The organism is Nocardia sp. NPDC002869, from assembly GCF_046764065.1.
Taxonomy (GTDB): Bacteria; Actinomycetota; Actinomycetes; order Mycobacteriales; family Mycobacteriaceae; genus Nocardia; species Nocardia rhamnosiphila.
Window position 1 is genome coordinate 1 of record NZ_JBKOOL010000069.1, and the last position, 21,947, is coordinate 21,947.

At 69.1% G+C, this 21,947-nt stretch carries 24 protein-coding genes and 2 pseudogenes; 13 read left to right on the plus strand and 13 right to left on the minus strand.

The window, feature by feature from the left end:
* Positions 1 to 40 precede the first annotated feature (40 nt).
* The 3 genes from ACLML9_RS14870 to ACLML9_RS14880 all read right to left on the minus strand — a co-directional run bounded on the left by ACLML9_RS14870 (position 41) and on the right by ACLML9_RS14880 (position 4,055).
* The gene (locus ACLML9_RS14870; protein ID WP_411946077.1) at positions 41 to 592 is read right to left on the minus strand and encodes a hypothetical protein; all 552 of its coding nucleotides are present in this window, start codon (positions 590 to 592) and stop codon (positions 41 to 43) included.
* Positions 593 to 853: 261 nt separating this feature from the next.
* On the minus strand, positions 854 to 2,656 hold the full coding sequence (locus tag ACLML9_RS14875) for an FAD-dependent oxidoreductase (protein WP_411946078.1): 1,803 nt from the start codon (positions 2,654 to 2,656) through the stop codon (positions 854 to 856).
* 13 nt (positions 2,657 to 2,669) lie between these two features.
* Positions 2,670 to 4,055: an NAD(P)/FAD-dependent oxidoreductase gene (locus ACLML9_RS14880; RefSeq protein ID WP_411946079.1), complete on the minus strand. Its 1,386-nt coding sequence runs from the start codon at positions 4,053 to 4,055 to the stop codon at positions 2,670 to 2,672.
* A 268-nt stretch (positions 4,056 to 4,323) separates the two neighbouring features.
* On the opposite strand from ACLML9_RS14880, the gene ACLML9_RS14885 reads away from it, so the two are divergent.
* From ACLML9_RS14885 to ACLML9_RS14905, 5 genes are all read left to right on the plus strand, one after another.
* Positions 4,324 to 4,989 carry a TetR/AcrR family transcriptional regulator gene (locus ACLML9_RS14885; protein ID WP_411946080.1) on the plus strand — a complete coding sequence of 222 codons (666 nt, stop codon included), beginning with the start codon at positions 4,324 to 4,326 and terminating at the stop codon, positions 4,987 to 4,989.
* Positions 4,990 to 5,060: 71 nt separating this feature from the next.
* Positions 5,061 to 5,312, plus strand: a complete 252-nt coding sequence (locus tag ACLML9_RS14890; RefSeq protein WP_411946081.1) for an acyl carrier protein — start codon at positions 5,061 to 5,063, stop codon at positions 5,310 to 5,312.
* Positions 5,313 to 5,839: 527 nt separating this feature from the next.
* Entirely contained in the window at positions 5,840 to 6,151 is a 312-nt protein-coding gene (locus tag ACLML9_RS14895; protein WP_411946082.1) for a hypothetical protein, read from the plus strand.
* Positions 6,152 to 6,275: 124 nt separating this feature from the next.
* Complete coding sequence (locus tag ACLML9_RS14900) at positions 6,276 to 6,737, plus strand: hypothetical protein (protein WP_411946083.1); 462 nt, start codon at positions 6,276 to 6,278, stop codon at positions 6,735 to 6,737.
* An 81-nt stretch (positions 6,738 to 6,818) separates the two neighbouring features.
* On the plus strand, positions 6,819 to 7,430 hold the full coding sequence (locus ACLML9_RS14905) for a DUF305 domain-containing protein (protein WP_411946084.1): 612 nt from the start codon (positions 6,819 to 6,821) through the stop codon (positions 7,428 to 7,430).
* Between the two features lie 114 nt (positions 7,431 to 7,544).
* Here the strand turns inward: ACLML9_RS14905 and ACLML9_RS14910 are convergent, their stop codons facing one another.
* From ACLML9_RS14910 to ACLML9_RS14935, 6 genes and pseudogenes are all read right to left on the minus strand, one after another.
* Complete coding sequence (locus ACLML9_RS14910; RefSeq protein ID WP_411946085.1) at positions 7,545 to 8,096, minus strand: TetR/AcrR family transcriptional regulator; 552 nt, start codon at positions 8,094 to 8,096, stop codon at positions 7,545 to 7,547.
* The gene (locus ACLML9_RS14915; RefSeq protein ID WP_411946086.1) at positions 8,093 to 8,416 is read right to left on the minus strand and encodes a DMT family transporter; all 324 of its coding nucleotides are present in this window, start codon (positions 8,414 to 8,416) and stop codon (positions 8,093 to 8,095) included. The genes ACLML9_RS14910 and ACLML9_RS14915 overlap by 4 nt, the downstream gene beginning before the upstream one ends.
* A 280-nt stretch (positions 8,417 to 8,696) precedes the next feature.
* Positions 8,697 to 9,101, minus strand: a complete 405-nt coding sequence (locus tag ACLML9_RS14920; protein WP_411946087.1) for an NTP transferase domain-containing protein — start codon at positions 9,099 to 9,101, stop codon at positions 8,697 to 8,699.
* Positions 9,008 to 9,256 (minus strand): NTP transferase domain-containing protein, encoded by a 249-nt coding sequence (locus ACLML9_RS14925; protein WP_411946088.1) that lies wholly within the window; start codon positions 9,254 to 9,256, stop codon positions 9,008 to 9,010. Before ACLML9_RS14925 ends, ACLML9_RS14920 begins: the two co-directional genes overlap by 94 nt.
* Before the next feature lie 7 nt (positions 9,257 to 9,263).
* On the minus strand, positions 9,264 to 9,881 hold the full coding sequence (locus ACLML9_RS14930) for a QsdR family transcriptional regulator (protein ID WP_411946089.1): 618 nt from the start codon (positions 9,879 to 9,881) through the stop codon (positions 9,264 to 9,266).
* 31 nt (positions 9,882 to 9,912) lie between these two features.
* Positions 9,913 to 10,275, minus strand: a pseudogene (locus ACLML9_RS14935) (hypothetical protein); the annotation flags it as partial.
* A gap of 5 nt (positions 10,276 to 10,280) precedes the next feature.
* On the opposite strand from ACLML9_RS14935, the pseudogene ACLML9_RS14940 reads away from it, so the two are divergent.
* Positions 10,281 to 10,724, plus strand: a pseudogene (locus ACLML9_RS14940) (hypothetical protein); the annotation flags it as partial.
* A gap of 164 nt (positions 10,725 to 10,888) precedes the next feature.
* A complete protein-coding gene (locus ACLML9_RS14945; protein WP_411946090.1) occupies positions 10,889 to 11,041 on the plus strand; it encodes a hypothetical protein in 153 nt (50 codons plus the stop codon).
* 89 nt (positions 11,042 to 11,130) lie between these two features.
* On the opposite strand, the gene ACLML9_RS14950 is transcribed toward ACLML9_RS14945, so the two are convergent.
* A complete protein-coding gene (locus tag ACLML9_RS14950; RefSeq protein ID WP_411946091.1) occupies positions 11,131 to 12,927 on the minus strand; it encodes an acyl-CoA dehydrogenase in 1,797 nt (598 codons plus the stop codon).
* A gap of 374 nt (positions 12,928 to 13,301) precedes the next feature.
* Between ACLML9_RS14950 and ACLML9_RS14955 the strand changes: the two genes are divergently transcribed.
* The 3 genes from ACLML9_RS14955 to ACLML9_RS14965 are packed head-to-tail and all read left to right on the plus strand — an operon-like array spanning position 13,302 to position 14,750.
* Complete coding sequence (locus tag ACLML9_RS14955) at positions 13,302 to 13,823, plus strand: FluC/FEX family fluoride channel (RefSeq protein ID WP_411946092.1); 522 nt, start codon at positions 13,302 to 13,304, stop codon at positions 13,821 to 13,823.
* Positions 13,823 to 14,188 (plus strand): fluoride efflux transporter CrcB, encoded by a 366-nt coding sequence (gene crcB / locus ACLML9_RS14960; RefSeq protein WP_411946093.1) that lies wholly within the window; start codon positions 13,823 to 13,825, stop codon positions 14,186 to 14,188. The genes ACLML9_RS14955 and crcB overlap by 1 nt, the downstream gene beginning before the upstream one ends.
* A gap of 13 nt (positions 14,189 to 14,201) precedes the next feature.
* Positions 14,202 to 14,750 carry a universal stress protein gene (locus ACLML9_RS14965; protein WP_411946094.1) on the plus strand — a complete coding sequence of 183 codons (549 nt, stop codon included), beginning with the start codon at positions 14,202 to 14,204 and terminating at the stop codon, positions 14,748 to 14,750.
* Between the two features lie 158 nt (positions 14,751 to 14,908).
* Here the strand turns inward: ACLML9_RS14965 and cysC are convergent, their stop codons facing one another.
* Genes cysC through ACLML9_RS14980 form a run of 3 tightly spaced genes read right to left on the minus strand, consistent with a single transcriptional unit; the run spans position 14,909 to position 18,623 of the window.
* The gene (gene cysC / locus ACLML9_RS14970; RefSeq protein ID WP_411946095.1) at positions 14,909 to 16,747 is read right to left on the minus strand and encodes an adenylyl-sulfate kinase; all 1,839 of its coding nucleotides are present in this window, start codon (positions 16,745 to 16,747) and stop codon (positions 14,909 to 14,911) included.
* Positions 16,747 to 17,679, minus strand: a complete 933-nt coding sequence (cysD, locus tag ACLML9_RS14975; RefSeq protein WP_411946096.1) for a sulfate adenylyltransferase subunit CysD — start codon at positions 17,677 to 17,679, stop codon at positions 16,747 to 16,749. Before cysD ends, cysC begins: the two co-directional genes overlap by 1 nt.
* Before the next feature lie 32 nt (positions 17,680 to 17,711).
* On the minus strand, positions 17,712 to 18,623 hold the full coding sequence (locus tag ACLML9_RS14980) for a helix-turn-helix domain-containing protein (RefSeq protein WP_411946097.1): 912 nt from the start codon (positions 18,621 to 18,623) through the stop codon (positions 17,712 to 17,714).
* Between the two features lie 81 nt (positions 18,624 to 18,704).
* Here ACLML9_RS14980 and ACLML9_RS14985 point away from each other — a divergent pair, with 81 nt between their 5' ends.
* The 3 genes from ACLML9_RS14985 to ACLML9_RS14995 are packed head-to-tail and all read left to right on the plus strand — an operon-like array spanning position 18,705 to position 21,830.
* Positions 18,705 to 19,868 carry a hypothetical protein gene (locus tag ACLML9_RS14985; RefSeq protein WP_411946098.1) on the plus strand — a complete coding sequence of 388 codons (1,164 nt, stop codon included), beginning with the start codon at positions 18,705 to 18,707 and terminating at the stop codon, positions 19,866 to 19,868.
* Entirely contained in the window at positions 19,868 to 20,644 is a 777-nt protein-coding gene (locus ACLML9_RS14990) for an SDR family oxidoreductase (protein ID WP_411946099.1), read from the plus strand. The genes ACLML9_RS14985 and ACLML9_RS14990 overlap by 1 nt, the downstream gene beginning before the upstream one ends.
* A 13-nt stretch (positions 20,645 to 20,657) precedes the next feature.
* Positions 20,658 to 21,830 (plus strand): sulfotransferase family protein, encoded by a 1,173-nt coding sequence (locus tag ACLML9_RS14995; protein ID WP_411946100.1) that lies wholly within the window; start codon positions 20,658 to 20,660, stop codon positions 21,828 to 21,830.
* Positions 21,831 to 21,947: the final 117 nt, after the last annotated feature.

Here is a 21,947-nt window from a genome sequence, read left to right on the forward strand (position 1 = left end):
CGGCCCACCGGAACCGGTGGGCCGGAGCCGGGTTCGTCGATCAGGGTGTGGAGTAGCCGATCAGCGCACCGACCCCCGCGCCGATCGGAATGGTGATCAGGGCGCCCACTCCGCCCAGGAAGAAGCCGAGTACGGCACCGATTCCGCCGCCGATCAGGGCACCGATCCCGGCATTGTGCAGTTTGCGCGACTCGGTGTCCGGGTCGGCCACGAGCTGGGCCACATGTTGCCCCGCCGGTGTGGACGCATCCGGTGTCAGGGTGAGGGTACGGCCGTCGGCCGAGATGGCCGACGCCAGCGGCGCGGTCTGCCCGGCGGCCGCGACGCCCAGCGGCAGCGTGGTGAGCACGCGGCCCGCCGGATCCGACAGGGTGACGGCCGCGCCGTCGGCGGTGCGGGCGAAGCTGCCGGCGTCGAGAGTCGTGACGATCGCGGTGCCCGCCTCGTTCGGCGCCACGACATAGCCGATACCCTGCTCGGCGCCGCGCACGGCGATCTCGGTGGCCACGGGCTGCGCCTGCGCCGTGCCCGCGGCGACGCCGAGGGCGCCGATCGAGATCAGCGCGGTGGCGGCGAGTTGCTTGATTCTCATGGTGTTCCCCACATGTTCTGCCGGCGCCCCAGCGCCGACGGTCCCCAAGAAGCCGGATCTCGGCTCGGAACCCATTCTCACGGAACAAAATCGGGTCGACAATGCTTTACGCGAATCGGCGGTGCGGTGAATTCGGCCGCGCCGCGCAGTATCCGGCCGTCACCGCAGCGCGCCGTGCGGGTTCGGCGGCGGAGACGGCTTCGTTTTCCGGACGGCACGCGCGGGTGGCACGACGCCGCCGTGCCACCCGCGCGTCTCCCACTACACGTCCAGGATGTGCGGGAGTCCGGCCCGGAACCGGTCCGCGTCGATCCTTTTCGCCGCCTCGAACGCAGGCAGGGCGACCAGCGGGAACACCGGCGCGTGCGGCGCGGGATCGTCCGCGGCGTCGATGATCGCATTGGCCGCCGACCGTCCGGATTCGTTGGCGCTTTCCATGGTCGCCAGATCGATATTGCTGCGCACATGATCTCCGCCGAAGAACAGATTCGGGATGGCGCAGTGCGCGGTCGGCCGATGATCGTAGGAACCGACGGTATTGACCAGCAGCGGGGTTTCGTTATGGGTGGTGCCGCCGGACCAGCTGATCCCCGGATCGAGATGCCAGGAGTGGATATCCTCGTCGCGCAGCCAACCGGTGCCGTTGTTCAGCCACAACTTCAGCTGTGCCCAGACCTCGTTCGCGATTTCCTGCGCGCTGCACTGTTTCGCGGGCCGGTGATGGAGAATTCCCGGGGTATCCCAATCGGAGATATCCACCGAGAAGCATTCGGCGACCGAACCATCACCGTACAGGTCGGCGAAATTCCCGACCCACATCGGCGCCTGCCGCAACGCGGTCAGGGCCCAGGGCGATCCCAGCGCCGCGATATGGCCCTCCGGGATTTCGGTGGGGCGGCGCAGATAGAACTGGATACCGACCATCCAATCGGTGAGCAGTTCGCGCATACCGGCCAGCCGGGGATCGGCGGACAGAATCGGATCGTCGAGCAGCGGGACCGTCTTCTCGACCGGCATGGCGCAGACGTAGTGATCGGCGACCACGGAATTCGCGGCGCCGCCGCCATCGCTGACGGTGACCGACTCGATCCGGCCGTTCCCGTAGTGCAACCGGCTCGCCCGCTGCCCCATGACGAACTGCACGCCGCGGCTCCGCAGGTAGGTCACCCACGGATCGATCCAGGCCGCATTGGTCGGGCGGTTCAGGATCCGGTCCACACCACCGGAGAATTCGGGGATCAGGCCGGTTCCCGCCAGCACCAGGGCTTCGCCGATGGTGCCGATGGTGCGCGCCGAACTGAGATGCGGTTTCGCCGCGACGGTGATCCGGGTGAGCGCGTTGACCAGGTAGGAACGGTAGGCCGGGGATTTGCCGTCGGCGCGCATGATTTGTTCCCAGGTCAGGTACTCCCACTGCCCGAACCGCCGTTCGGTGCTGGAGGTGAACCACATGAGCATCTGTTTGGCGAAGAAGGCCAATTCGTGCGGCGGCAGTTCCGGGATGAAGCTCAACGCGCCGATAATGCTGTTCTGCAGGCGCTCCGGGGTGATCTGGTCGAGGGCACCCACTTCCACCGGGGCGAAGATCGGCGGTTTGTCGCGGAATCCCGCCACCGTGCCCTCGACGCGGATCAGATTGTCGAGCACACCGTTCGGATTTCCCGGGAACGGGATGCGTCGCATGGTGTCGGGAATGTTCTGGTAGCAGCCGGGAAAGAAGCGGAAGCCGTGTTCTCCGGGCAGGTCCGCCCGCCCGCCGGTTCCGGTGCCGGGGACCGGCATACTGCGTGCCTTGCCGCCGAGGAAGGCGGGTTCGTAGACGGTCACCCGGAACCCGCGCTCGGCGAGTTCGTGCGCGGCGGACAGACCGGCCATCCCGCCGCCGAAGACGGCGACCTCTTTTCCGCCGGTGTGTAGGCCCGGCGTCCGGCGGCGGGGGGCGGCGGCGTGCGCGGTACCACTCGCCGCCGATCCGGCCGCGAGGATCGCGGCGCCGGCGAGGGCACCGCGCAGGGCGGTGCGGCGGTCGATCGAGGCTGACTTCTTCGGCAGCTGATCCGACATGGTGAACTCCTGGTCAAGCGGTGGCGGTACCGGGGGAGGACGGGGGTGCGGCGGGCGGGGCGCCGCGCAGGGTGGTGCATGAGGTGCGGAATTCGTCTGCGGCCCCGCAGAGTTCGTGTGCGATATCGGCAAGGACCGGCATCGGGTCGCCGCGGTGGTGCCACAGCGCCCCGGCGGTGAGCCGCGCCATGCGGGCCGGGGTGTAGAGCTCGGCGGGACGCCGGGTGCGGGAGAAGACGCCGGTGGTGATGGCTGCCAGGGCCCGGTCACCGGTCGCGGTGCGGTACAGCTCGATTTCGAGCGGGCTCATCGCGGTGCCGCGGGCGAGCCGGTTGGTCCAGTGGTAGATCTCGCGGCATTCGCGTACTCGCCGCCGCTCCCATGCGGCGAGAGCGCGGTCCAGCCGGACGGGGTCGTCGAGGACCGGTGCCACGGCTTCGGCCAGCAGGCGTCCGTAGTGCAGGGCGTCGCGGATGCCCTGGGCCGTGACCGGATCCTTGAAATGACCGGAATCACCGGGAAGCGCCCAGCCCGGCCCGCTGGAACGGCGGAAATAGGAGGTGATATCGGTGGCCGACCGGACCCGCCCCACCTTCTCGCAGTCGCGCAGCCGCTCCCGCAGTGGAGGGATGCGGTCGAGCGCGGCGGCATAGCGTTGTTCGGCGTCGCCGGGACGTAGCCGGCCCGCTTCGGCAGGCGGCTGGACCAGGCTCAGCAGCAGGCCGTCGTCGCAAGGGAAGGCGGTGCCGAGGTCGGCGCCCGCCCGCCACTGTGCGGCGGTATCGCGCCGGTCGCCGTCCGGGGCGCGCCAGTAGGCGAAGTAGCAGTCGCGCCCGCTGGGTGCGGATTCGTACGGGGTCAGTGCCCCGGCCAGTTTCGCTACGGTGCTGCGGCGGCCGTCGGCGCCGACCACGAGTGCGGCGCGGATCTCGACGAGCCGGCCGCCGGGGTCGGTGTAGCGCACACCGGCGCACCGCCCACCGTCCCAGACGAGCTCGGTCATCCGGCATTTCTCGCGGATCTCGGCCCCGGCCGCGCGGGCGGTGCGCACCAGTGCGTGATCGAGGCCGGTGCGGCGTACACAGAGGGTGTAGTCGATCCCGTCGACGCGCGGGAACTCGCTGGTGATCGCATATCCCGCCGCAGCGGCGTAGGCCCGGGTGAGTCGTGGCGCGCCCAGTTCCTCGACGGCCTCGAGTGCGCCCAGCCGGGACAGTGCGGCGACTCCGGCCGGCCACAGCAGATGGGTGGACAGCGTATCCGAGGGGAAGCGGGCGCTGTCCAGTACGACGACCCGGCGGCCTGCCCGGGCGAGGGTGGCCGCGGTGGCGGAACCCGCACACCGGGCGCCCACGACCACGGCATCGGCTTGTTCGACCGCGCTGGGGGAGTCGGCCATGGGAACCGTCCTCGGTCATCGAGTCTCGGACACTATGTCCGATTGATGGTGCGGTGCGCTGTCACGATTGTCAACCATCCGAGCCGAGCTGTCCCGCACAGTTTTCCGTATACGGCGACGGATCTCCTCGGCCCTCTCGAGAACCCTGTCATGCCCCGAGGGCCCGACGACGGGAACCGGCTCGCGGGTACGAAGGCGGGCACAATGTCCCCATGGACCTTGCGAGCCGATATCCACTGCACCGCGCGATCGAGCCGGCGGGCGCCGGATGCCCTCGCTGACCCGCACCCCGCGGTCCGCCCGGAAACCGGACGAGGACCGCCGGGCCGAATTCGAGCAGCGGGTGTTACGGGCGGTCGAGGACCTACTGGCCGACGGCACTCCGTTCACCGAGATCGCGGTCCAGAAGATCGCCGCCACCGCGCAGATGGCACGCTCCACCTTCTACCGGTATTTCCCCGACAAGAGCCAGCTGTTGATCCGGACCGCCGATCTGGCCACGGCCGATCTGTTCGAGGCCGCCGAGCGGTGGTGGGGCGCCGAACACACCGACCGGGAAGCGGGGGTGCGGCGGGCGATGAGCGCGATGATCGCCGGTTTCCGCCGCCACCGCTACCTGCTGTTGGCGCTGAGTGAGGTCGCCGCATACGACCGGGATGTGGGCGCCTACTGGCGGGCCCGGGTGGCCACCTTCGTCGACCTGGTCCGTGTTCGGCTGGAAGCCGATCGTGCGGCCGGCCGGGTCGCGCCCGGACTGGAACCCGCGGCGACCGCGCTGGTGCTGGCCGCCATGGTGGAGCGTTCCATCACCACCGCGTTCGCGGTGCGGACCGGGATCAGTGACGCGGAGCTGGCGGCCGCGCTGGGCCGGTCCATCTGGCTGGTGGTCTACGGGGACGCCCCCGCCGGTGGCGCCCCGGCCGCGACGGTCTGATCACGGCCGGCGCAGTGGTCCGATAGTTCGGCTCGGCGTGCCGGTGGCGGACAGTGGAAAGGTCGATCGCGATGCCCGATACCGTGCCGATCCGGGACTATGTCGAGGAATTCCTGCATACCCACTGCGATCTGGACTTCGACGAGATCGCGCCCGAGGCCACGCTGGACGATCTCGATGTGGATTCGCTGACGGTCCTGTCGATCATCGTGCTGGTCGAGAAGGAGTACGGGCTCGAGGTGCCCGGGCGGCAGGTCGCCGCCGCCCGGACCTTCGGCGATCTCGTGGGACTGCTCGGCGTGCAGCCGGCCGCACGACCCTGACCCTGACCCGGTCCTGCCGGCCCGGCTCCGGACGATTTCCGGTGGGCCGAGCCGAGCGCGACCCGGACCGGACGGCGATACCCACGGAGGCGGCCGACCGGATCGCGGCCTCGATCAGCGACGGTACCGCGGAGCACGGTGTGCCGGGTCCCCGCTGGATCCACTGCCGTCGGTGGCGATCCTGCTGTACTTCGTGCGGGTGGGTGCGGATCCGCCGCGTCCCCGGTCCGGGCGTCGGGAGAGCGCGCCGGGCGGCGGGCGTGTCGAGTCCGTGTTGTGACAGTTCGGTGACAGGCGGAAAGCCGCCCGGTTGATCCGCGAAATCGGATGCCGATCGATAGCGGGAAAACTCCGGTGGCGCGTGTCGCGTATACGACACGCCGCCGCTCACCGGCCCTACCAGAAAAATCGGTGAGTCTCACCCCATTGTGCTCCGATTTGCGCTTCAATAACCGGTCGGGTTCGGCTTTACGGAATCGGCATTCGCCGCCACCGCATCTACCGGCATCCGAGAGGGGCAAGACCAGATGAGCACGATCCTCACCGCACTGCACGACGGTCTTCCGGTACTCCATGACCACTACGCCGTACTCGCGCAGCTGGGCGATCCCAGCCCCGAAGCGCCCCCGCTGTCGGACAAGGTCACCCAGATGACCAGGTACCTCACCTGGTTCGTTCTGTTGTCCGGTGTCACCTCGATAGTCTTCGGCGGCAGCAGGCTCGCCTGGGAGAAATGGAACGGTGGTCCGCTGACGGCGCCGAAGCAGATCGCGGGCGCCATGGCCGGCGGCGCGGTGGCCACCAGCGCGGGGACGATCATGAACGCGATCATGGGCTAGCGCCCGCCGGGTTCCGCCGTCCGGGCGAGGTTCCTCGGACCCATCGGCGGCCCCGTCGAGGGGCGCGGTGCGGCGAGAGGGAGCGGTGGGGGCCCGCCCGGCGGCGCGGTGTTAGATTCGGGCTGTGTACTCCGGTCTCACGGGCACGATGGTGCGCTGGTTGCTACCGGTCGTGCTGGCGGTGGCCGTTTCGGGTATGCACCACCTGCCCGCCCGAGCCGGCGGTGTGACGCACCATCCGGCGCCCGGCTCCCATGCGGTCGTCTCGGCGTCGCCCGCCCCGGATCCGGGACGGGCACCCGAGGAGCCGGCGCGGTCCTGCTGCCCGGCCCCGTCCGGCGTGCTCGCGCCGGCGCCGCGCGACGACGCTCCGGCCGGTCACGGCACGGGCCACGAGCTGCTGCATCTGTGCCTGGCCGTCCTGGTGGCGGCGCTGGCCTCGGCACTGATCTTCGCGGCGTTGCGGTGGTACCTGTTCGTGAGGGAACCGATGCGCTCGGCCGCCCTCCGGCCGCGGGCCGTGGCGAGGCCGCCGCCTGTTCCGATATCGCAGCGCCTGGCAGCCCTGGGCGTGTTGCGGCTGTGATCGACGCCCGCCGGACCCGGTTTCCCCGGTTCGCGGCGCTGCTTCGACGCACGCAACACACCCGAACTCTCAGGAGCACCAATGACCGGAAAACCACGCACCGCGACCGCGCTCGCCATCCTCGCCCTCGCGGTCGTCCTGACCGGCTGCGGCAACAGTGACGACAACACCGCCCCGGCGACCTCGGCGCCGGCCCTCACCGGTACGACGACCGAACGGGTGGCCGGTGATCACAACCAGGCCGATATCCGTTTCGCCGAGGAGATGATCCCGCATCATCGCCAGGCCGTGGAGATGGCCGCGCTGGTGCCGTCCCATTCGAGCGATCCGGCAATGATCGATCTGGCCGCGCGTATCCAGCAGGCGCAGGACCCGGAGATCACCACCATGAGCGGGTGGTTGCGGGACTGGGGCGTCGCGGTCCCCGAGGGCAGTGGGCACGGCGGAATGGACCACGGAAATATGCCGGGCATGATGACCCACGAGCAGATGATGCAGCTCGAGGCGGCCCGGGGTCCGGAATTCGACCGGATGTGGCTCAGCATGATGATCGCCCACCACGAGGGCGCGGTGCAGATGGCCGGTACCGAACTGGCCGAGGGTGCCTACCCCGACGCCAAGGCGCTGGCGCAGCAGATCATCGATGCCCAGCAGGCCGAGATCCGGCAGATGCAGGCACTGCTGAACGGCTGACACCGGGCGGTCCGGCGGGTGTGTCCACGCGCGCGCCGGACCCTCGGCCCCGCAGGGCCGGCGAACGCCCGACCGCAACCGCGAGGCCACGGAACCGCGAGCCGTGCGCGTGGATCAGTGAGTGGTCTCCGAGGCGAGCCCGGTGAGTGCGGCGATCGGCGTGATGAGCGCGGTGGTAGCCGGGGCCGCCTCGGCCGTCAGCGCGTGCAGCAGAGCGCCGTCGAGGTAGATCGCGACCGCGCGGGCGGCGACGGGCCCGGTATGCGGGGTGAGGATATCCAAGAGGCCGTCGAACCAGACCCGTGCCAGCGGACGCAGTTCGGGGAGCCGGGCCGCGGCGAGGTAGAGCTCGTTCACGGTGAGCAACTGCTCGGGCCGGGCCAGATAGTCCGCGGTGAGCGCGGCCAAGGTCGCGGGCAGGTCTTTGCTGTCGTCGAGCGCCGCCGACCATTCCCGGAGCGCCTCGCGGGTGGCCGCCGCGGTATCGGCGAGCGCGGCCTCGGTGAGGTCGGCAAGATCGGCGAAGTAGTAGGTCGTCGAGCCGACCGGTACCCCGGCCTCCGCGGCGACCAGGCGGTGGGTGAGGCCGGCGATCCCGTGCACCGGTATCAGGGCACGGGCGGCGTCGAGGATGCGCTGGCGGCGATGCGGGTCGCGGGGGGTCAATGGACCCCCGCGAAATTGAGTGTCACCACTCCGGCGACCACGAGGGCGACCCCGGCGATCTTGGCGGCACTGAGCGATTCGCCGAGGAACAGCGCGCCGATGATGACGATCAGGGTGGTGCCCAGACCGGACCACACCGCGTACGCGAAGCCGACATTCATCCCGCGCGCAATGGCCTGGGCGAGCAGGACGAAGGCGAGCGCGTAGGCGGACAGCGAGGCGACCGTGGGCCACAGCCTGGTGAACCCCTCGGTGGCCTTGAGCAGGCTGGTGCCCACGAGTTCCGCGACGATGGCCGCCCCGAGCAGTGCCAGCGACATGACCGATACCTCCGTTTGTGTACGTTTGTACATGGACAAAGGTACACAATCGCGCGGAATGCGGCGGGTCGGCAGTGGTCTCGGTTATCCAGGGCCCCGAGGACAGGTGGCTCGGGCTGCAACTCGGCGGCCGGACCCCGGAGGAGACCGCCCTGGCCATCGGCGCGGAGATCGTCGCGCTGCGCCATGGCGGGTCGGCCCGCTCGCTGTCGGGCACCCAGCGGCCGATCCACGCCGTCGGGCCGGGATCAGGGGAATGCGACCCGGTGCCCGCCGCCGATCACCGCGCCGGATCCTGCGGGGTATCGACGTCGTCGGGCGAGCCGGTTCCGTCGCACGGCACCTGCTGAACCAGTTCGGAATTGGCGGCCAGGAATTTTCGCGCGCCGATATCACCGACCGCTTCGGCCGCCACCGCCGCGAAGTATTCGGCGCCGAGCAGCACCGGATGACCGGGACGGCCGTCGTAGGTGGCGGTCGCCAGGCGGGCTCCGCAGCCGAGCAGCCGGCGGACGGCTTCGGCGCCGAGCCACGGCATATCGACGGCGACGACCACCGCCGCAGTTTCGTGGACTGCCGCCAGGCCGGTCGTCAGCGAGGAACCCATCCCGGTCGCCCACCGCGGATTGTGCACCACCGTGGCCCCGCGCACCCGCAGCTCCACCGCGCCGGATACCACGACCACCCGGGCGCAACCCCGTCGCGCAACAGGCGCACGGCCCGGTCGACCAGCCGTTCACCCTCGAACAGCACCGCGGCCTTGGGCTTCCCGAAACGCCGGCCGGCGCCCGCGGCGAGTACCGGTCCCGCGGCGTCGATTCGTGCGGCTACGTCATCCATGCCGAGATCATCCCCGGCGATCAGTTGCCGGGGGATCGATACCCAGCAGGGCCGTCTGCACCTGGTGCAGCCGGTCCACGTCACCGCGCAGCCCGGTCACGTTGTCCTGGTAGAGGAATGCCTCGCCCAAGCGCACCAGGGAATAGGCGAGCAGCGACCGTTCCAGCTGGGGTGTGTAGCCGTCCTGCTCCTCGGCCCGGGTGATGAGTTGTTCCACCGCGACGAGGATGCGCGGCTGGACCGGGCCGTCGCTCGAGGTGAGGATGCGCAGGCCCGCCAGCGGCTCGTTCTCGAAGTACTGGCGGAACGGTTCGTTACCGGCCATCCAGCGGTTGACCCGGTCGAGCACGCTGAGGATGCGCCGGGCACCCGAGTCACGCCGGCGGGCATCCGCGCGTTCGATGAGGGATTCGAATTCCCCGGCCAGCACGGCGCCGAGCACGCCGTCGCGGGAACCGAACCAGCGGTAGATGGAGGCGCGGCTCAGCTTGAGCTGGGCGGCGATCGCCTGGATATCGACCCGTTCCCCGGCCAGGAAAGCCTGCCGGGCCAGTGCTACTACTTCTTCGCGGGTGGCCGAGGCCGGGCGGCCGGGCGGTCTGGAAGTGCGGCTCGCGGTGGTCACCACATTATGGTACACACATTGTTTTGTGTATCTAAAAACGGTGGACGACCTGGTCGTGAGCTTTCGAGTGTAGAGCGGATCGGACCGGCTGGGCCAGCGGGGCCCGTGCCGACCATCGGCCGCCCTCCCTGGTGACCTGCACCGGATGATCGAATGCCGCGGAAATGTTTGCGGTGGTGATGGTTTCGGCCGCCGGGCCCGCCGCGACGGTCCGTCCGTCCGAGATCAGCAGCGCATGACCGGTCGTCGTCGGCAATTCCTCGAGATGGTGGGTCACCAGGACGGAGGCGAGTTCGGGGTAGGTCCGGTCCAGCGCGTCGATCGTATGCAGCAACTGTTCCCGGGCGGCCGCATCCAGTCCGGTGGTCGGTTCGTCGAGCAGCAGCAGGCGCGGTGCACAGCGTCACCGAACTGTGGGACGCCACCCCACAGCGGCCGGTGACGCTGAATCTGCCGGCCACCGTGGAGATCGCGACACCCAATGTGTACGCCGATCAGATCGAGTACATGCACCGCTCGCTCGCCCGTCGCGACAGTGTGATCCTGTCGGTGCACCCGCACAACGATCGCGGTACCGGCGTCGCGTGTGCCGAGCTGGCCGGCGCGCAGATCGACCCGGCCGATATCGGCCGCAGTTACGACGCCGTGGTCCGGGTCAACTCGCAGTCCGGTAAGGGCGGTATCGCCTATCTGCTCGCCACCGAACACGGGCTGGATCTGCCGCGCCGGCTGCAGATCGATTTCGCCGGCCGGGTGCAGCGCCATGCCGACGGTACCGGAGGCGAGGTGAGTGCCGCCGAACTGCGCGCCCTGTTCGACGAGGCCTATATCGATGCCGCCGAGCCGCCGGATGTGCAACTGAAGGATCTGCGTATGACGGGTGCGGACGGTGCGCCGGCCGTCGCCGTCGATCTGGTGGTCGGGCCCACCACATCGAGCACCCGGGCGCCGGCCGGTTGGCCGCGGTGGTCGCGGCCCTCGGGGCGGCCGGGCGGGAGATCGAGGTATTGAGCCTGACCGGGCACCCCGTCGCCGGTCATACGATCGCCTACCTCGAGTACCGGCGCGACGGGCGGACCGGATGGTCCTGTGCGCACGGCGATTCGGTGGAATCGGCCGGGGTGGCGGGGGTGCTGCGGGCGGCCGGAAGCCCCGCCTGACCCCGGCGGGGCTCAGTCCCCGGTACGCCCGTCGATCCGTTCGCGCAGCAGGTCCGCGTGCCCGTGGTGGCGGGACGGCCCGCCCGGCCTCAGAACCAGTTCTCGCGCATATCGAGGGTGGTGGTGTCGAGGTCGGCGAGGAGGTCCAGTTGCGGGCCGGTGCGGGGCAGCTCGTGCCGGAAGAAGTAGCGGGCGGCGTGCCGTTTGCCGTCGTAGAAGTCGCCGTCGCGGCCGTGGGCGGCGACCGTCTGCGCCAGCCAGATCCAGGCCACCACATGATGGCCGAACGCCTCCAGATAGACCGAGCTGTTGGCCAGCGCGACCTCGACATCGCCGGCCGCGAACAGGCCGCCGGTCACCGCGACCAGCCGGCTCCAGGACGCGTCGAGCCGGTCGGCGAGGTCGGCGGTCTCGCCGCCGAGTCCCCGGGCGGCCGCGAGGGTCTCCCGGATCCTGGTGTCGAGTTCGCGCAGGCTCGCGCCCGACTGCTGGGTCACCTTGCGGCCCAGCAGGTCCAGGCCCTGGATGCCGTGGGTGCCCTCGTGGATCGGGTTGAGCCGGTTGTCGCGGTAGTGCTGTTCGACGTTGTACTCACGCGTGTAGCCGTAACCGCCGAGGACTTGGATGGCGAGATCGTTGGCGGTCAGGCACCACTGGGAGGGCCAGCTCTTGGCGATGGGCGTGAGGATGTCCAGCAGCAGGGTGAGCGCGCGGCGTTCGTCGTCGGCATCGGCGGTCCGCTGTTCGTCGGTGAGCCGGGCGCAGTACAGCACCAGCGCCAGACCGCCCTCGGCGTAACACTTCTGCGCCAGCAACATTCGTTTCACATCGGCGTGTTCGATGATCGGGCGCTGCGGGGAGGCCGGGTCGGCGGCGCCCTTGGTGCGGCCCTGGGGGCGGTCGCGGGCGTACTCGAGTGATTCGAGGTAGCCGGTGTAGCCGAGCGCCGCGGCGACCAGCCCGACTCCGCTGCGCGCCTCGTTCATCATGTGGAACATGTACTTCAGCCCCTGGTGCGGTGCACCGACCAGATAGCCGACCGCGCCGGGGGAGCCGTCGGGCGTCCAGCGGCCCTCGCCGAAGTTGAGCACCGTGTTCACGGTGCCCCGGAAACCCATCTTGTGGTTGAGCCCGGCCAGCGCCACATCGTTGCGTTCGCCGCGGGAACCGTCCTCGTTCACGAGGTACCGCGGCACCACGAACAGCGAGATACCCTTCGTGCCCACCGGCCCGCCGGGGATCTTGGCCAGTACCAGGTGCACGATATTGTCGCCGAGTTCGTGGTCGCCGCCGGAGATCCACATCTTGGTGCCGAAGACCCGGTAGGTCCCGTCGTCGCGCGGTTCGGCCCGGGTGACGATATCGGCGAGCGAGGAACCGGCCTGGGGTTCGGACAGGCACATGGTGCCGAAGTAGCGGCCTTCCAGCATCGGCCGGACGAAACGCCGCACCAGTTCTTCGTCGGCGTGGGCGATGAGCAGATTGGCGTTGCCGATGGTGAGTAGCGGGTAGGCGCTGGTACCGGGGTTGGCGGCGTGGAACCAGGCGAAGGCCGCCTGGGCCACCGCGGCCGGGAGTTGCGCGCCGCCCAGATCCGCGTCCATGGTGGCCCCGACCATCCCCGCGTCGGCGAACGCCGTCAGTGCGGTGCGCACTTCCGGGATGATGGTGACCGTCTCGCCGTCGAAAGTGGGTTCGTGGGCGTCGTTGAGTTTGTTGTGGGTGGCGAAGTATCTGGTCGCCAGCTGCTCGCTCAGCTCGAGAACGGCGTCGAAGGTCTGGCGCGAATGGTCGGAGAAGCGCGGCCGCCGGGTCAGGTCCTCGACCGCGAGCCATTCGTAGAGCAGGAACTCGAGGTCGCGCCGGGACAGCAGAGTAGACCGCATAACCACCCTTTCGGTACAGATTCTCATCAGAGTATCAAATACCGTCGGAAATCACCGTCGGCGGATCCGCGCCTCGGCAGTGCCGCCGGATGGGGTCGAGGGTAGTGACATCGGCCGGGTGAGAGTTCGGAAACCCTGGGTCTCCCCGCCCCGGGCCGGCTGCAGATGGACGCGAGGCGCCGGGTCCGCCAGGACAGCCGGCGGGCCGCCGCCGGCACCTCGGGCGTGACGAATTTCGAGGGCGGCAGTTCACTACCGGGAATGACCACGGTGTCGAAACGGTCGTCGTCGGCGGCCGGTTATGCTGTCTGCGGCGATGGATCTCCGCCGAGACGCCCGCTGGGATGTCTGAACCGCCTCATGCTCCGGGGCCGATGGTTCCTTCCCCGACGGAAGGAGTATGTCCTGTGCCCGAACATGCGGATCCACCTCGCGCTCTACCCATCGATCCCGACACTCCGGCCTCTGCTGTCACCCCGCTGCATCTGCGGGCGTGGGCGGTCGTGTCGGTCGGTATCGGCGGGGTGTTCGGTGCTCCGCTGCGGTACCAGCTCGGTGTGTGGTTTCCGCACTCGGCGGGTGGGTGGCCGGTTACGACATTCGCGATCAACACAATCGGTGCGTGTGCGCTGGGTTGGTTGCTCGAAGGGCTGACGCGGCTCGGACCCGACAACGGCTGGCGTCGGCGGGCACGGCTGGGTGTGGGCACCGGGTTTCTGGGGGCGTTCACCACCTACAGCACCCTGGCCGTGGATACCGACCTGTTGGTACGGGGCCAGCACTGGTCGACCGCGGCCAGCTATGCGGTGGGCACGGTATTGGCCGGGTTGGTGGCCACCGCCACGGGTATCGCCGCAGGTGCGTGGATGCGGTCCGGGCGGGCGAAGGATCTGTGATGACCACGGTGTGGATCGCGGTCGCCGGTAGCGCCGGCGCGATGGCCCGGTTCGTCCTCGACGGGGTCGTCAAGCATCGCCGCACGTCACAATTTCCGTGGGCCACGCTGGTGATCAACGTGACCGGTTCGTTCCTCCTCGGGGTCGTCACGGGTGTGGTGCTTTTCCACGGTGCCGCCCGTGATCTCGAACTGATTGTCGGTGTCGGATTCTGTGGCGGGTACACCACCTTCAGTACCGCCAGTTTCGAAACTGTCCGCCTGATCCAGAATCAGCACTACACGGCGGCGGCCGCCAACGCGTTCGGCAGCCTGCTGATCACATTGGCGGCCGGCGGCGCCGGCCTGGCACTGACCGGACTATGAGGAGCTGGGAGTGATGACCGACCACGACGACCGCACACCCCCGCCCGCCCGTGGGGGGTGGCGGGCTCCGCACCGGATCGACGGCCCCACTTCGCCCACTGTGGCCCGTTGCCATCTGGTGGTCGGGTTCGACCGTCACCCCGCCGGTCACGCCGCCCTGTCCTATGCGCTCGACCTCGCTGCCCGAATCGGCGCGTTCCTGCACGTGGCGCATATCGTCGACACCGACGACCTGCCGATCGACCCCGATGCCGCAGACTGGGAACAAGCCGTGACCGAGGCGGTCGAGCAGGAACGCCGCGACGCCTGCGCGGTGCTGGAACGCGCAGCGGGTCCCTGGGCCTACTACAGCCGTCCGGGCCGCCCGGCGCGGCTGCTGGCCGGGCTCGCCGACACCTACGACGCGGAGATGATCATCATCGGCGCCTCCCGCGGCGGGCTGGTATCGCTGCTGGAGCGGCTGCTGGGGGAATCGGTCTCGACAAGCCTGGTCCACCACGCCCACCGGCCCGTGCTCCTGGTCCCCGTACCCGCCGTGGCTCGGAAACCGGACGGAGCGTGATCCCGCGACGTACCCGGCCGGCGGAACTGCCGAGAAGTAGGAGCATCTGCCAGAACACAGCCTGGACGGTGGTCGCTGCTCGAGCCCGCTCGGGCGTCGCGGCCGAGCGCCGACGGAACCGGTCCGCCGGCGACGCCGCTGTTCTCATCCAGTGCGGGTCAGGCGCTCTCCTCCCGGGCGAGCAGCGCCAAGATGGCGGCGGCCATCGCGGCCGGATCGCCGTCCTCCGGACGCAACACCAGCGCCGGTGCTGTGGGCGCCTCGTAGGGATCGTCGATACCGGTGAAACCACGAACCTCCCCGGCCCGGGCCTTCGCGTAGAGGCCCTTGGGGTCGCGGGCCTCGCACACCTCCAGCGGAGTGTCCACGAAGATCTCGACGAAAGGAATCCCCGCGGTGGCGTGGGTGTCCCGCGCCCGGTCGCGATCGGCCCGGTAGGGGCTGATGAGCGAGACGATGGCAATGGTCCCGGATTCGGCGAACAGGCGGGCGACCTCGCCCACCCGGCGGATGTTCTCGGTGCGGTCGGCCGCGCTGAAACCCAGATCCGAGTTCAGGCCGTGGCGCAGATTGTCGCCGTCGAGCAGGAACGCCGGACGCCCCGTGGCCACCAGGCGGCGCTCGAGCTCCACCGCCACCGAGGATTTCCCGGACCCCGACAGTCCCGTGAGCCAGACGGTCAGACCCCGGGTCGCGCGCTCGGACCGCTCGACCGCGCTCGCATGCCATACCACCCGGGACGAGGGCAGGCTCGGCCCGGTGATCATCCCGGCGCCCACGGTATCGCCGGTGGTGTCGTCGACCAGCAGGAAACTGCCCGTGGTGCGGTTGCGGCGATACGGGTCGAACTGCAGCGGCTGCCGGGTGCGCAACTGCACCCGGCCGATCTCGTTGAGCGACAGTGCGGTCGCGTCCTCGTCCCGGTGCAGCGTGTTCACATCGAGGCGGTAGTCCAGCGAGCGGATCTGCGCGGGCAGACTGCGGGTGGTGTGGCGGACGGTGTAGGACGCGCCGGGGCGCAACTGGGCCTCGTCGCTGAACCAGCACACCATGGTGTCCAGATCACGGCCGACCTGCGGGCGGTTGGCGGGACGGCAGAGCATATCGCCGCGGCCGATATCGAGCTGGTCGGCGAGGGCGACCGTGACCGCCTGCGGGGGGAAGGCCTGCTCGAGCGGTACCCCGCCCGGACCCCAGATTCCGGTGACCGTGGTCGTGAGACCGGAGGGCAGTACGGTGATCTCGTCGCCGGCCGACCAGACGCCGCTGGCGACGGTGCCCGCGTAGCCGCGGAAATCCGGTGTGTGGCTGCGGATCACATACTGCACCGGCAGCCGCGCGTCGATGAGATTGCGGTCCGAGGCGATATGCACCTCTTCGAGGTGGTGCAGCAGCGGGGTGCCCTCGTACCAGTCCATGGTGGCGCTGCGGTGCACGATATTGTCGCCGTGCAGCGCCGACATCGGGATGAAGGTCAGGTCCGCGATCTGCAACCGGGAGGCGAAAGCGGCGAATTCCTCCCGGATTTCGGCGAACCGCTGTGCCGAATAGTCCACCAGGTCCATCTTGTTCACACACAGCACCAGGTGGGGGACGCCCAGCAGCGAGGCCAGGAAGGCGTGCCGCCGAGTCTGTTCGACGACCCCGTGCCGGGCGTCGACCAGGATGAGCGCGAGGTCGGCGGTGGAGGCGCCGGTGACCATATTGCGGGTGTACTGCACGTGCCCCGGGGTGTCGGCGATGATGAATTTGCGTCGTGGCGTCGCGAAATAACGGTGCGCGACATCGATGGTGATGCCCTGTTCGCGTTCGGCGCGCAGTCCATCGGTGAGCAGCGCGAGATCGGGGTAGTCCTGGCCGCGTTCACGGCTGGTGCGTTCCACCGCGTCGAGCTGGTCGGTGAACAGGGTCTTGGAATCGAAGAGAAGCCGTCCGATCAGCGTGGACTTACCGTCGTCGACGCTGCCCGCGGTGGCAAGGCGCAGCAGGGTGCTCATCAGAAGTAGCCCTCTCGTTTACGGTCTTCCATCCCGGCCTCGGAGATCCGGTCGTCGGCACGGGTCGCGCCGCGTTCGGTGACCCGCGCGGTCGCCACTTCCTCGACGACCTCGGCGGGGGTGGCGGCGGTCGATTCCACGCAGCCGGTGCAGGTGGCATCGCCCACGGTACGGAAGCGCACCAGCGCCTCCTGGGCTTCCTCGCCGTCGAGCAGGGTCAGGAACCTGGTGTGGGCCAGAAGCATGCCGTCGCGCTGCACCACCGGGCGGCGGTGCGCGTAGTACAGCGACGGCAGTTCGATACCTTCGCTCGCGATATAGGTCCAGATATCGAGTTCGGTCCAGTTGGACAGCGGGAACACCCGGATGTGTTCGCCGGGGCGGTGTTTGCCGTTGTAGAGGTTCCACAGTTCGGGACGCTGCCGGCGCGGGTCCCACTGGCCGTACTCGTCGCGAAAGCTGAAGACCCGTTCCTTGGCGCGCGCCTTCTCCTCGTCGCGCCGGGCGCCGCCGAAGACCGCGTCGAACCGGCCTTCGCGCAGTGTGCGCAGCAGGGTGGCGGTCTGCAACCGGTTGCGACTGGCCCGAGGACCGGTGTCCTCGGTGACCCGTCCGGCGTCGATATCCTCCTGGACCCGGCCGACGAGCAGGCGTAACCCGTATTTCGCGACCGTTGCGTCGCGGTAGGTGATCACCTCGTCGAAATTGTGCCCGGTGTCGATGTGCAGGATCGGGAACGGGAGCGGGGCCGGCCAGAAGGCCTTGGTGGCGAGATGCAGCATCACCACCGAATCCTTGCCGCCGGAGAACAGCAGGGCGGGACGTTCGAAGGTGGCGGCCACCTCCCGGAGGATATGGACCGATTCGGCCTCGAGTGCGGACTGATGCGAGAGCTCGTACGTACTCGCCGCCGACTTCGTGTGCTGGCTCACGCCTAAAAACTAGAACACGTTTCTATGCGCGGTCAACGGTTCACCGGATGCCGGCCGCCCGCCGCGGCGGTGACCGCGTCGGCGGCCGCCACGAGAGCGGCGCCCCGGCGGGCGATCTCCGCCCCGGTGATCGGTTTCCCGACGTACATGGTGAGCACCAGTTGCTGGCGGCCGTCCGCGTCGTAGGTCGGCGCGGCGAGCAGACTCACCGGGTGTTCTTTGCGCGGCCGCAGGTCGGAGCCCAGATAGACCCGTTCGCCGAGGGTGCTGACCAGCTCGGCGACCGCGGTGCGCAACTCCTCGGGCAGATCGTGCCCGGCCACTCCGGCGAGCAGCGAGTACAACCGGCGGCCCGCGCCGGTCATGCTCTCCACCAGGTAGCCGCGCTCGCGGCATTCGGCCACGATATGACGCAGCAGGGTCTCGTCCTGGTGCAGCGGGACGGTCGGCGCGGTGCCGCGCCAGGCGTCGAACGCGGCCTCGGTGTCCCAGAGCACGTACATGAGCCCGACCGGCGGGGCGAACCGGTAGGTGGCCCCGACCTGGACCATTGCCGGGCCGGCGCTGTCCAGGACACTGATCCGCTCGCCCACGACCGCGGAGGCGGTGCAGGTGGTGCCATAGGCAGCGCTCAGTCGTTCCAGTTCGGGGTGGGCGAGCGCGGCGATGGAGAAACTCTGCTGGGCCACCCGGCCCGCGGCGATCAGGGCCGGGCCCGGGCCGTATTCGCGGGTGCGCGGATCGCGGGTGAGGTAGCCGGCCGCGGTGAGCTCGGTGAGGATGCCCAGGCAGGTGGGCTTGGCCAGGCCCAGGTCGCGGGCCATTTCGGAGAGGCCGGTCCGGCGGCCGCGCCGGGCGACGACATAGTCGATCACCTGGACTACGCGCTGGGTGGGGGCGGAGCGCCTGCCGACTTCACGCACCTCCGAAGTTTCCGCTGACATTGACCGCTCCTAGAACAGGTTCTAATCTTCTCGATATCGCAATGTACCAGGGCGGTACATATATGGAACACCGGGAGTATCGTGCTGACCCAGCCGTTCGCGGAATCGATCGCCGCCGCCGAGGAAATCATCAAAAACGCCCCGCATATCCGCACCGCACAGGATCTCGCCGAGGGTTACGACTACCTCGCGGGCAGTATCCGCGCCGCCATCCAGATGTCGTGGGCCTTCGAACGGGACTTCCCCTTCTTCGTCCAGTCCACCGGGCCCTACACCAAGATGGGCCTGGACAATCCCGACACCCTCTACTGGCACGCCAACCTGCGGCCCGACGCCGAGTACGTGGTCACCGGCACCCGCGGTACCACCCGTGACCTGAGCTTCCAGGTACTCAACGGCAACTACTCGCCGACCGAGGTCCCCGGCGGGGAGACCGCCTTCGACGACCGCTCCATCGATATCGCCGCCGACGGCAGCTACGAACTGACCCTGGGCCCCGGCGCGGGCGGCCGCAACCATATCCGGCTCGCCGCGGATTCCACCATGCTCGCGGTCCGGGAGGTCTACGGCGACTGGGCGAACGAGAAGGCCGGTACCGTCCGCATCAGCCGGGTCGACACCGTGGGCTCCGCCCCGCCGGCCATCACCTCCGACCTGATGGCGAAGCGCTACGAGGTCGCGGGCAAGATGCTGGTGTCGCGGCTGAAGACCTTCCTGGCCTTCCCCGAATGGTTCTATCTGAACCTGCCGGTCAACACCATGACCGAACCGCGGCGCACGCCGGGCGGGCTGTCCACCCAGTTCTCCTCGGTCGGTCACTACGACCTCACCGACGACCAGGTGATGATCCTGACCGTGCCGAAGTCCGACGCACCCTACCAGGGATTTCAGCTCGGCAGTATGTGGTATCTGTCGCTGGACTACATCAACCACCAGACCAGCCTCAATGCCGACCAGGCCGATGTCGATCCCGACGGGATGATCCGGTTGGTGATCAGTGAGCGCGATCCGGGCCTGATCAACTGGATCGAACGCACCGGCCACGATCGCGCCTACCTGCAGTTCCGCTGGCAGCGGCTGTCCCGCGACATGACCCCCGAGGACGGGCCGGCCGTGGAACTGGTGTCCTTCGACGAACTGCCCGACCGGCTGCCCTACTACAAGGAATCGCGCATCACCCCGGAGGACTGGAAGGCCCGGATCGCCGGCCGGCAGGCCGCGGTGGCGGAGAGGATGCTCGGCTGATGCTGTTGCGGGACAAGGTCGTCGTCGTCTCCGGGATCGGCCCGGGGCTGGGGCAGGCGATCGCGCTGCAGAGCGCGAAGGCCGGTGCCGATGTAGTACTGGTATCGCGCACCGAGAAACGGCTGCGCAAGGTCGCGGCCCAGGTCGAGGAACTCGGCCGGCGCGCCCTGGTGGTGCCCACCGATATCACCGACGACGCCGCCGCGCAGCATCTGGTCACCGCCGTCCACGCGAAGTTCGGCCGGGTCGACGCGCTGGTGAACAATGCCTTCGCCATGCCGCCGATGGTCGACCTCGCCGAGGTGGCCTTCGACGATCTGCGGACCAACCTGGAAACCAATGTCTTCGCCGCGCTGCGGCTGACCCGCCTGTTCGCCCCCGCCCTCGCCGAGAACAAGGGGTCGGTGGTGATGATCAATTCGGCGGTACTGCGGCACTCCCGGCAGCCCTACGGCCCCTACAAGATGGCCAAGACCACGCTGCTGGCGCTCGCGCAGAGCCTGGCCACCGAACTGGGACCGCGCGGTATCCGGGTCAATTCCGTGGCACCGGGCTGGATCTGGGCCGACACGCTGAAATGGTACTTCGACTACCTGGCCCAGGAACGCGGGGTGAGCGCGGCCGATATCTACACCCAGACCGCCGCCGATATCGACCTGCGCCGGCTGCCCGAACCCGACGAGATCGCCGACACGGTCGTCTTCTTCGCCTCCGCGATGTCGCGGGCGATCACCGGAACCTGTCTCGACGTGAACTGCGGCGAATTCCACCACTGAGGAGTAAGAAGAAATGATCGGCAGGGATGACGTCGGGACCATCGACGATCTGCACGCCTCCGCCACCAAGGTGGCCGGACTCGACGATTTCGGCGACGCCGACTACCGCACCGGCCTGTCGGTGCTGCTGGAATCCTATGAGCACAACGCCGAACTCACCCCGTTCGGCAACAAGGTCACTCGCGCGCTGCTGCGCGGCGCCCTGATCGCCCGGGCCCTGAGCGAAGCCGGTTGGAAGCAGTACCCGCAGCACGCCGAGATCGCGATCGAACGACCGATCTTCGTGACCGGGTTACCGCGCTCGGGTACCACGGCGGTGCACCGGCTGCTCACCGCCGACCCCGGCCACCAGGGCCTGGAGATGTGGCTGACCGAGATGCCGCAGCCCCGCCCGCCGCGGGAGACCTGGGAACAGAACCCGGTATTCGCGCGTCTGCAGGCCGGTTACGAGAAGCATCACGTGGAGCATCCCGAATTCATGGGCGTGCATCATATCTCCGCCGACCAGGTGGAGGAGTGCTGGCAATTGCTGCGGCAGTCGGCGATGTCGGTCTCCTACGAGTGTCTGGGCTATCTGCCCCGCTACTCGGAATGGCTGCGCGGACAGGACTGGACACCGGCCTACGCCCGGCATCGCCGGAATCTGCAACTGATCGGCCTCAACGACCCCGGCCGGCGGTGGGTACTGAAGAATCCGAGCCATCTGTTCGCCCTCGACGCGCTGCTCGCCGTCTATCCGGACGCGCTGGTGATCCAGATGCACCGGGCGCCGCGCACCATCGTCGCTTCGGTGTGCAGCCTGAACGAACAGGCGACAGCGGGCTGGTCGGAAAAGTTCCGCGGACCCGTGGTGGGCGCCGCGCAGCTGGAACTGTGGTCGCGGGGAGCGAAAACCTTCCTCGAAGACCGGAAGAAGCATCCGGCGGCGCAGTTCTGCGATGTGTACTACGAGGATTTCGTGACCGATCCGATCGGCACCGTCGAGAAGATCTACACCCAATTCGAGCTCGAGTTCACCGACGCGGCCCGAGAACAGATGACTGCTCTGCACGGGGAATCCACCTCGGGGGCGGCGCGGCCGGTCCACAAGTACTCGCTGGACGATTTCGGGCTGACGCCGGAGGAAGTGGACGCCGCCTTCGCGCCCTACCTCGACGTGCACTACCCAGGTGGAAATCGGGTCTGAGCGACACCCGGCGGGCGGTGGATCGGGTAACCGCAGGCACCGCCCGCCCGGTTCACCGTGCCCGGCGCGGCATCCGGCCGCCACTACCGGTTTCCGCGGTGGTGGCCGGCCGGACCG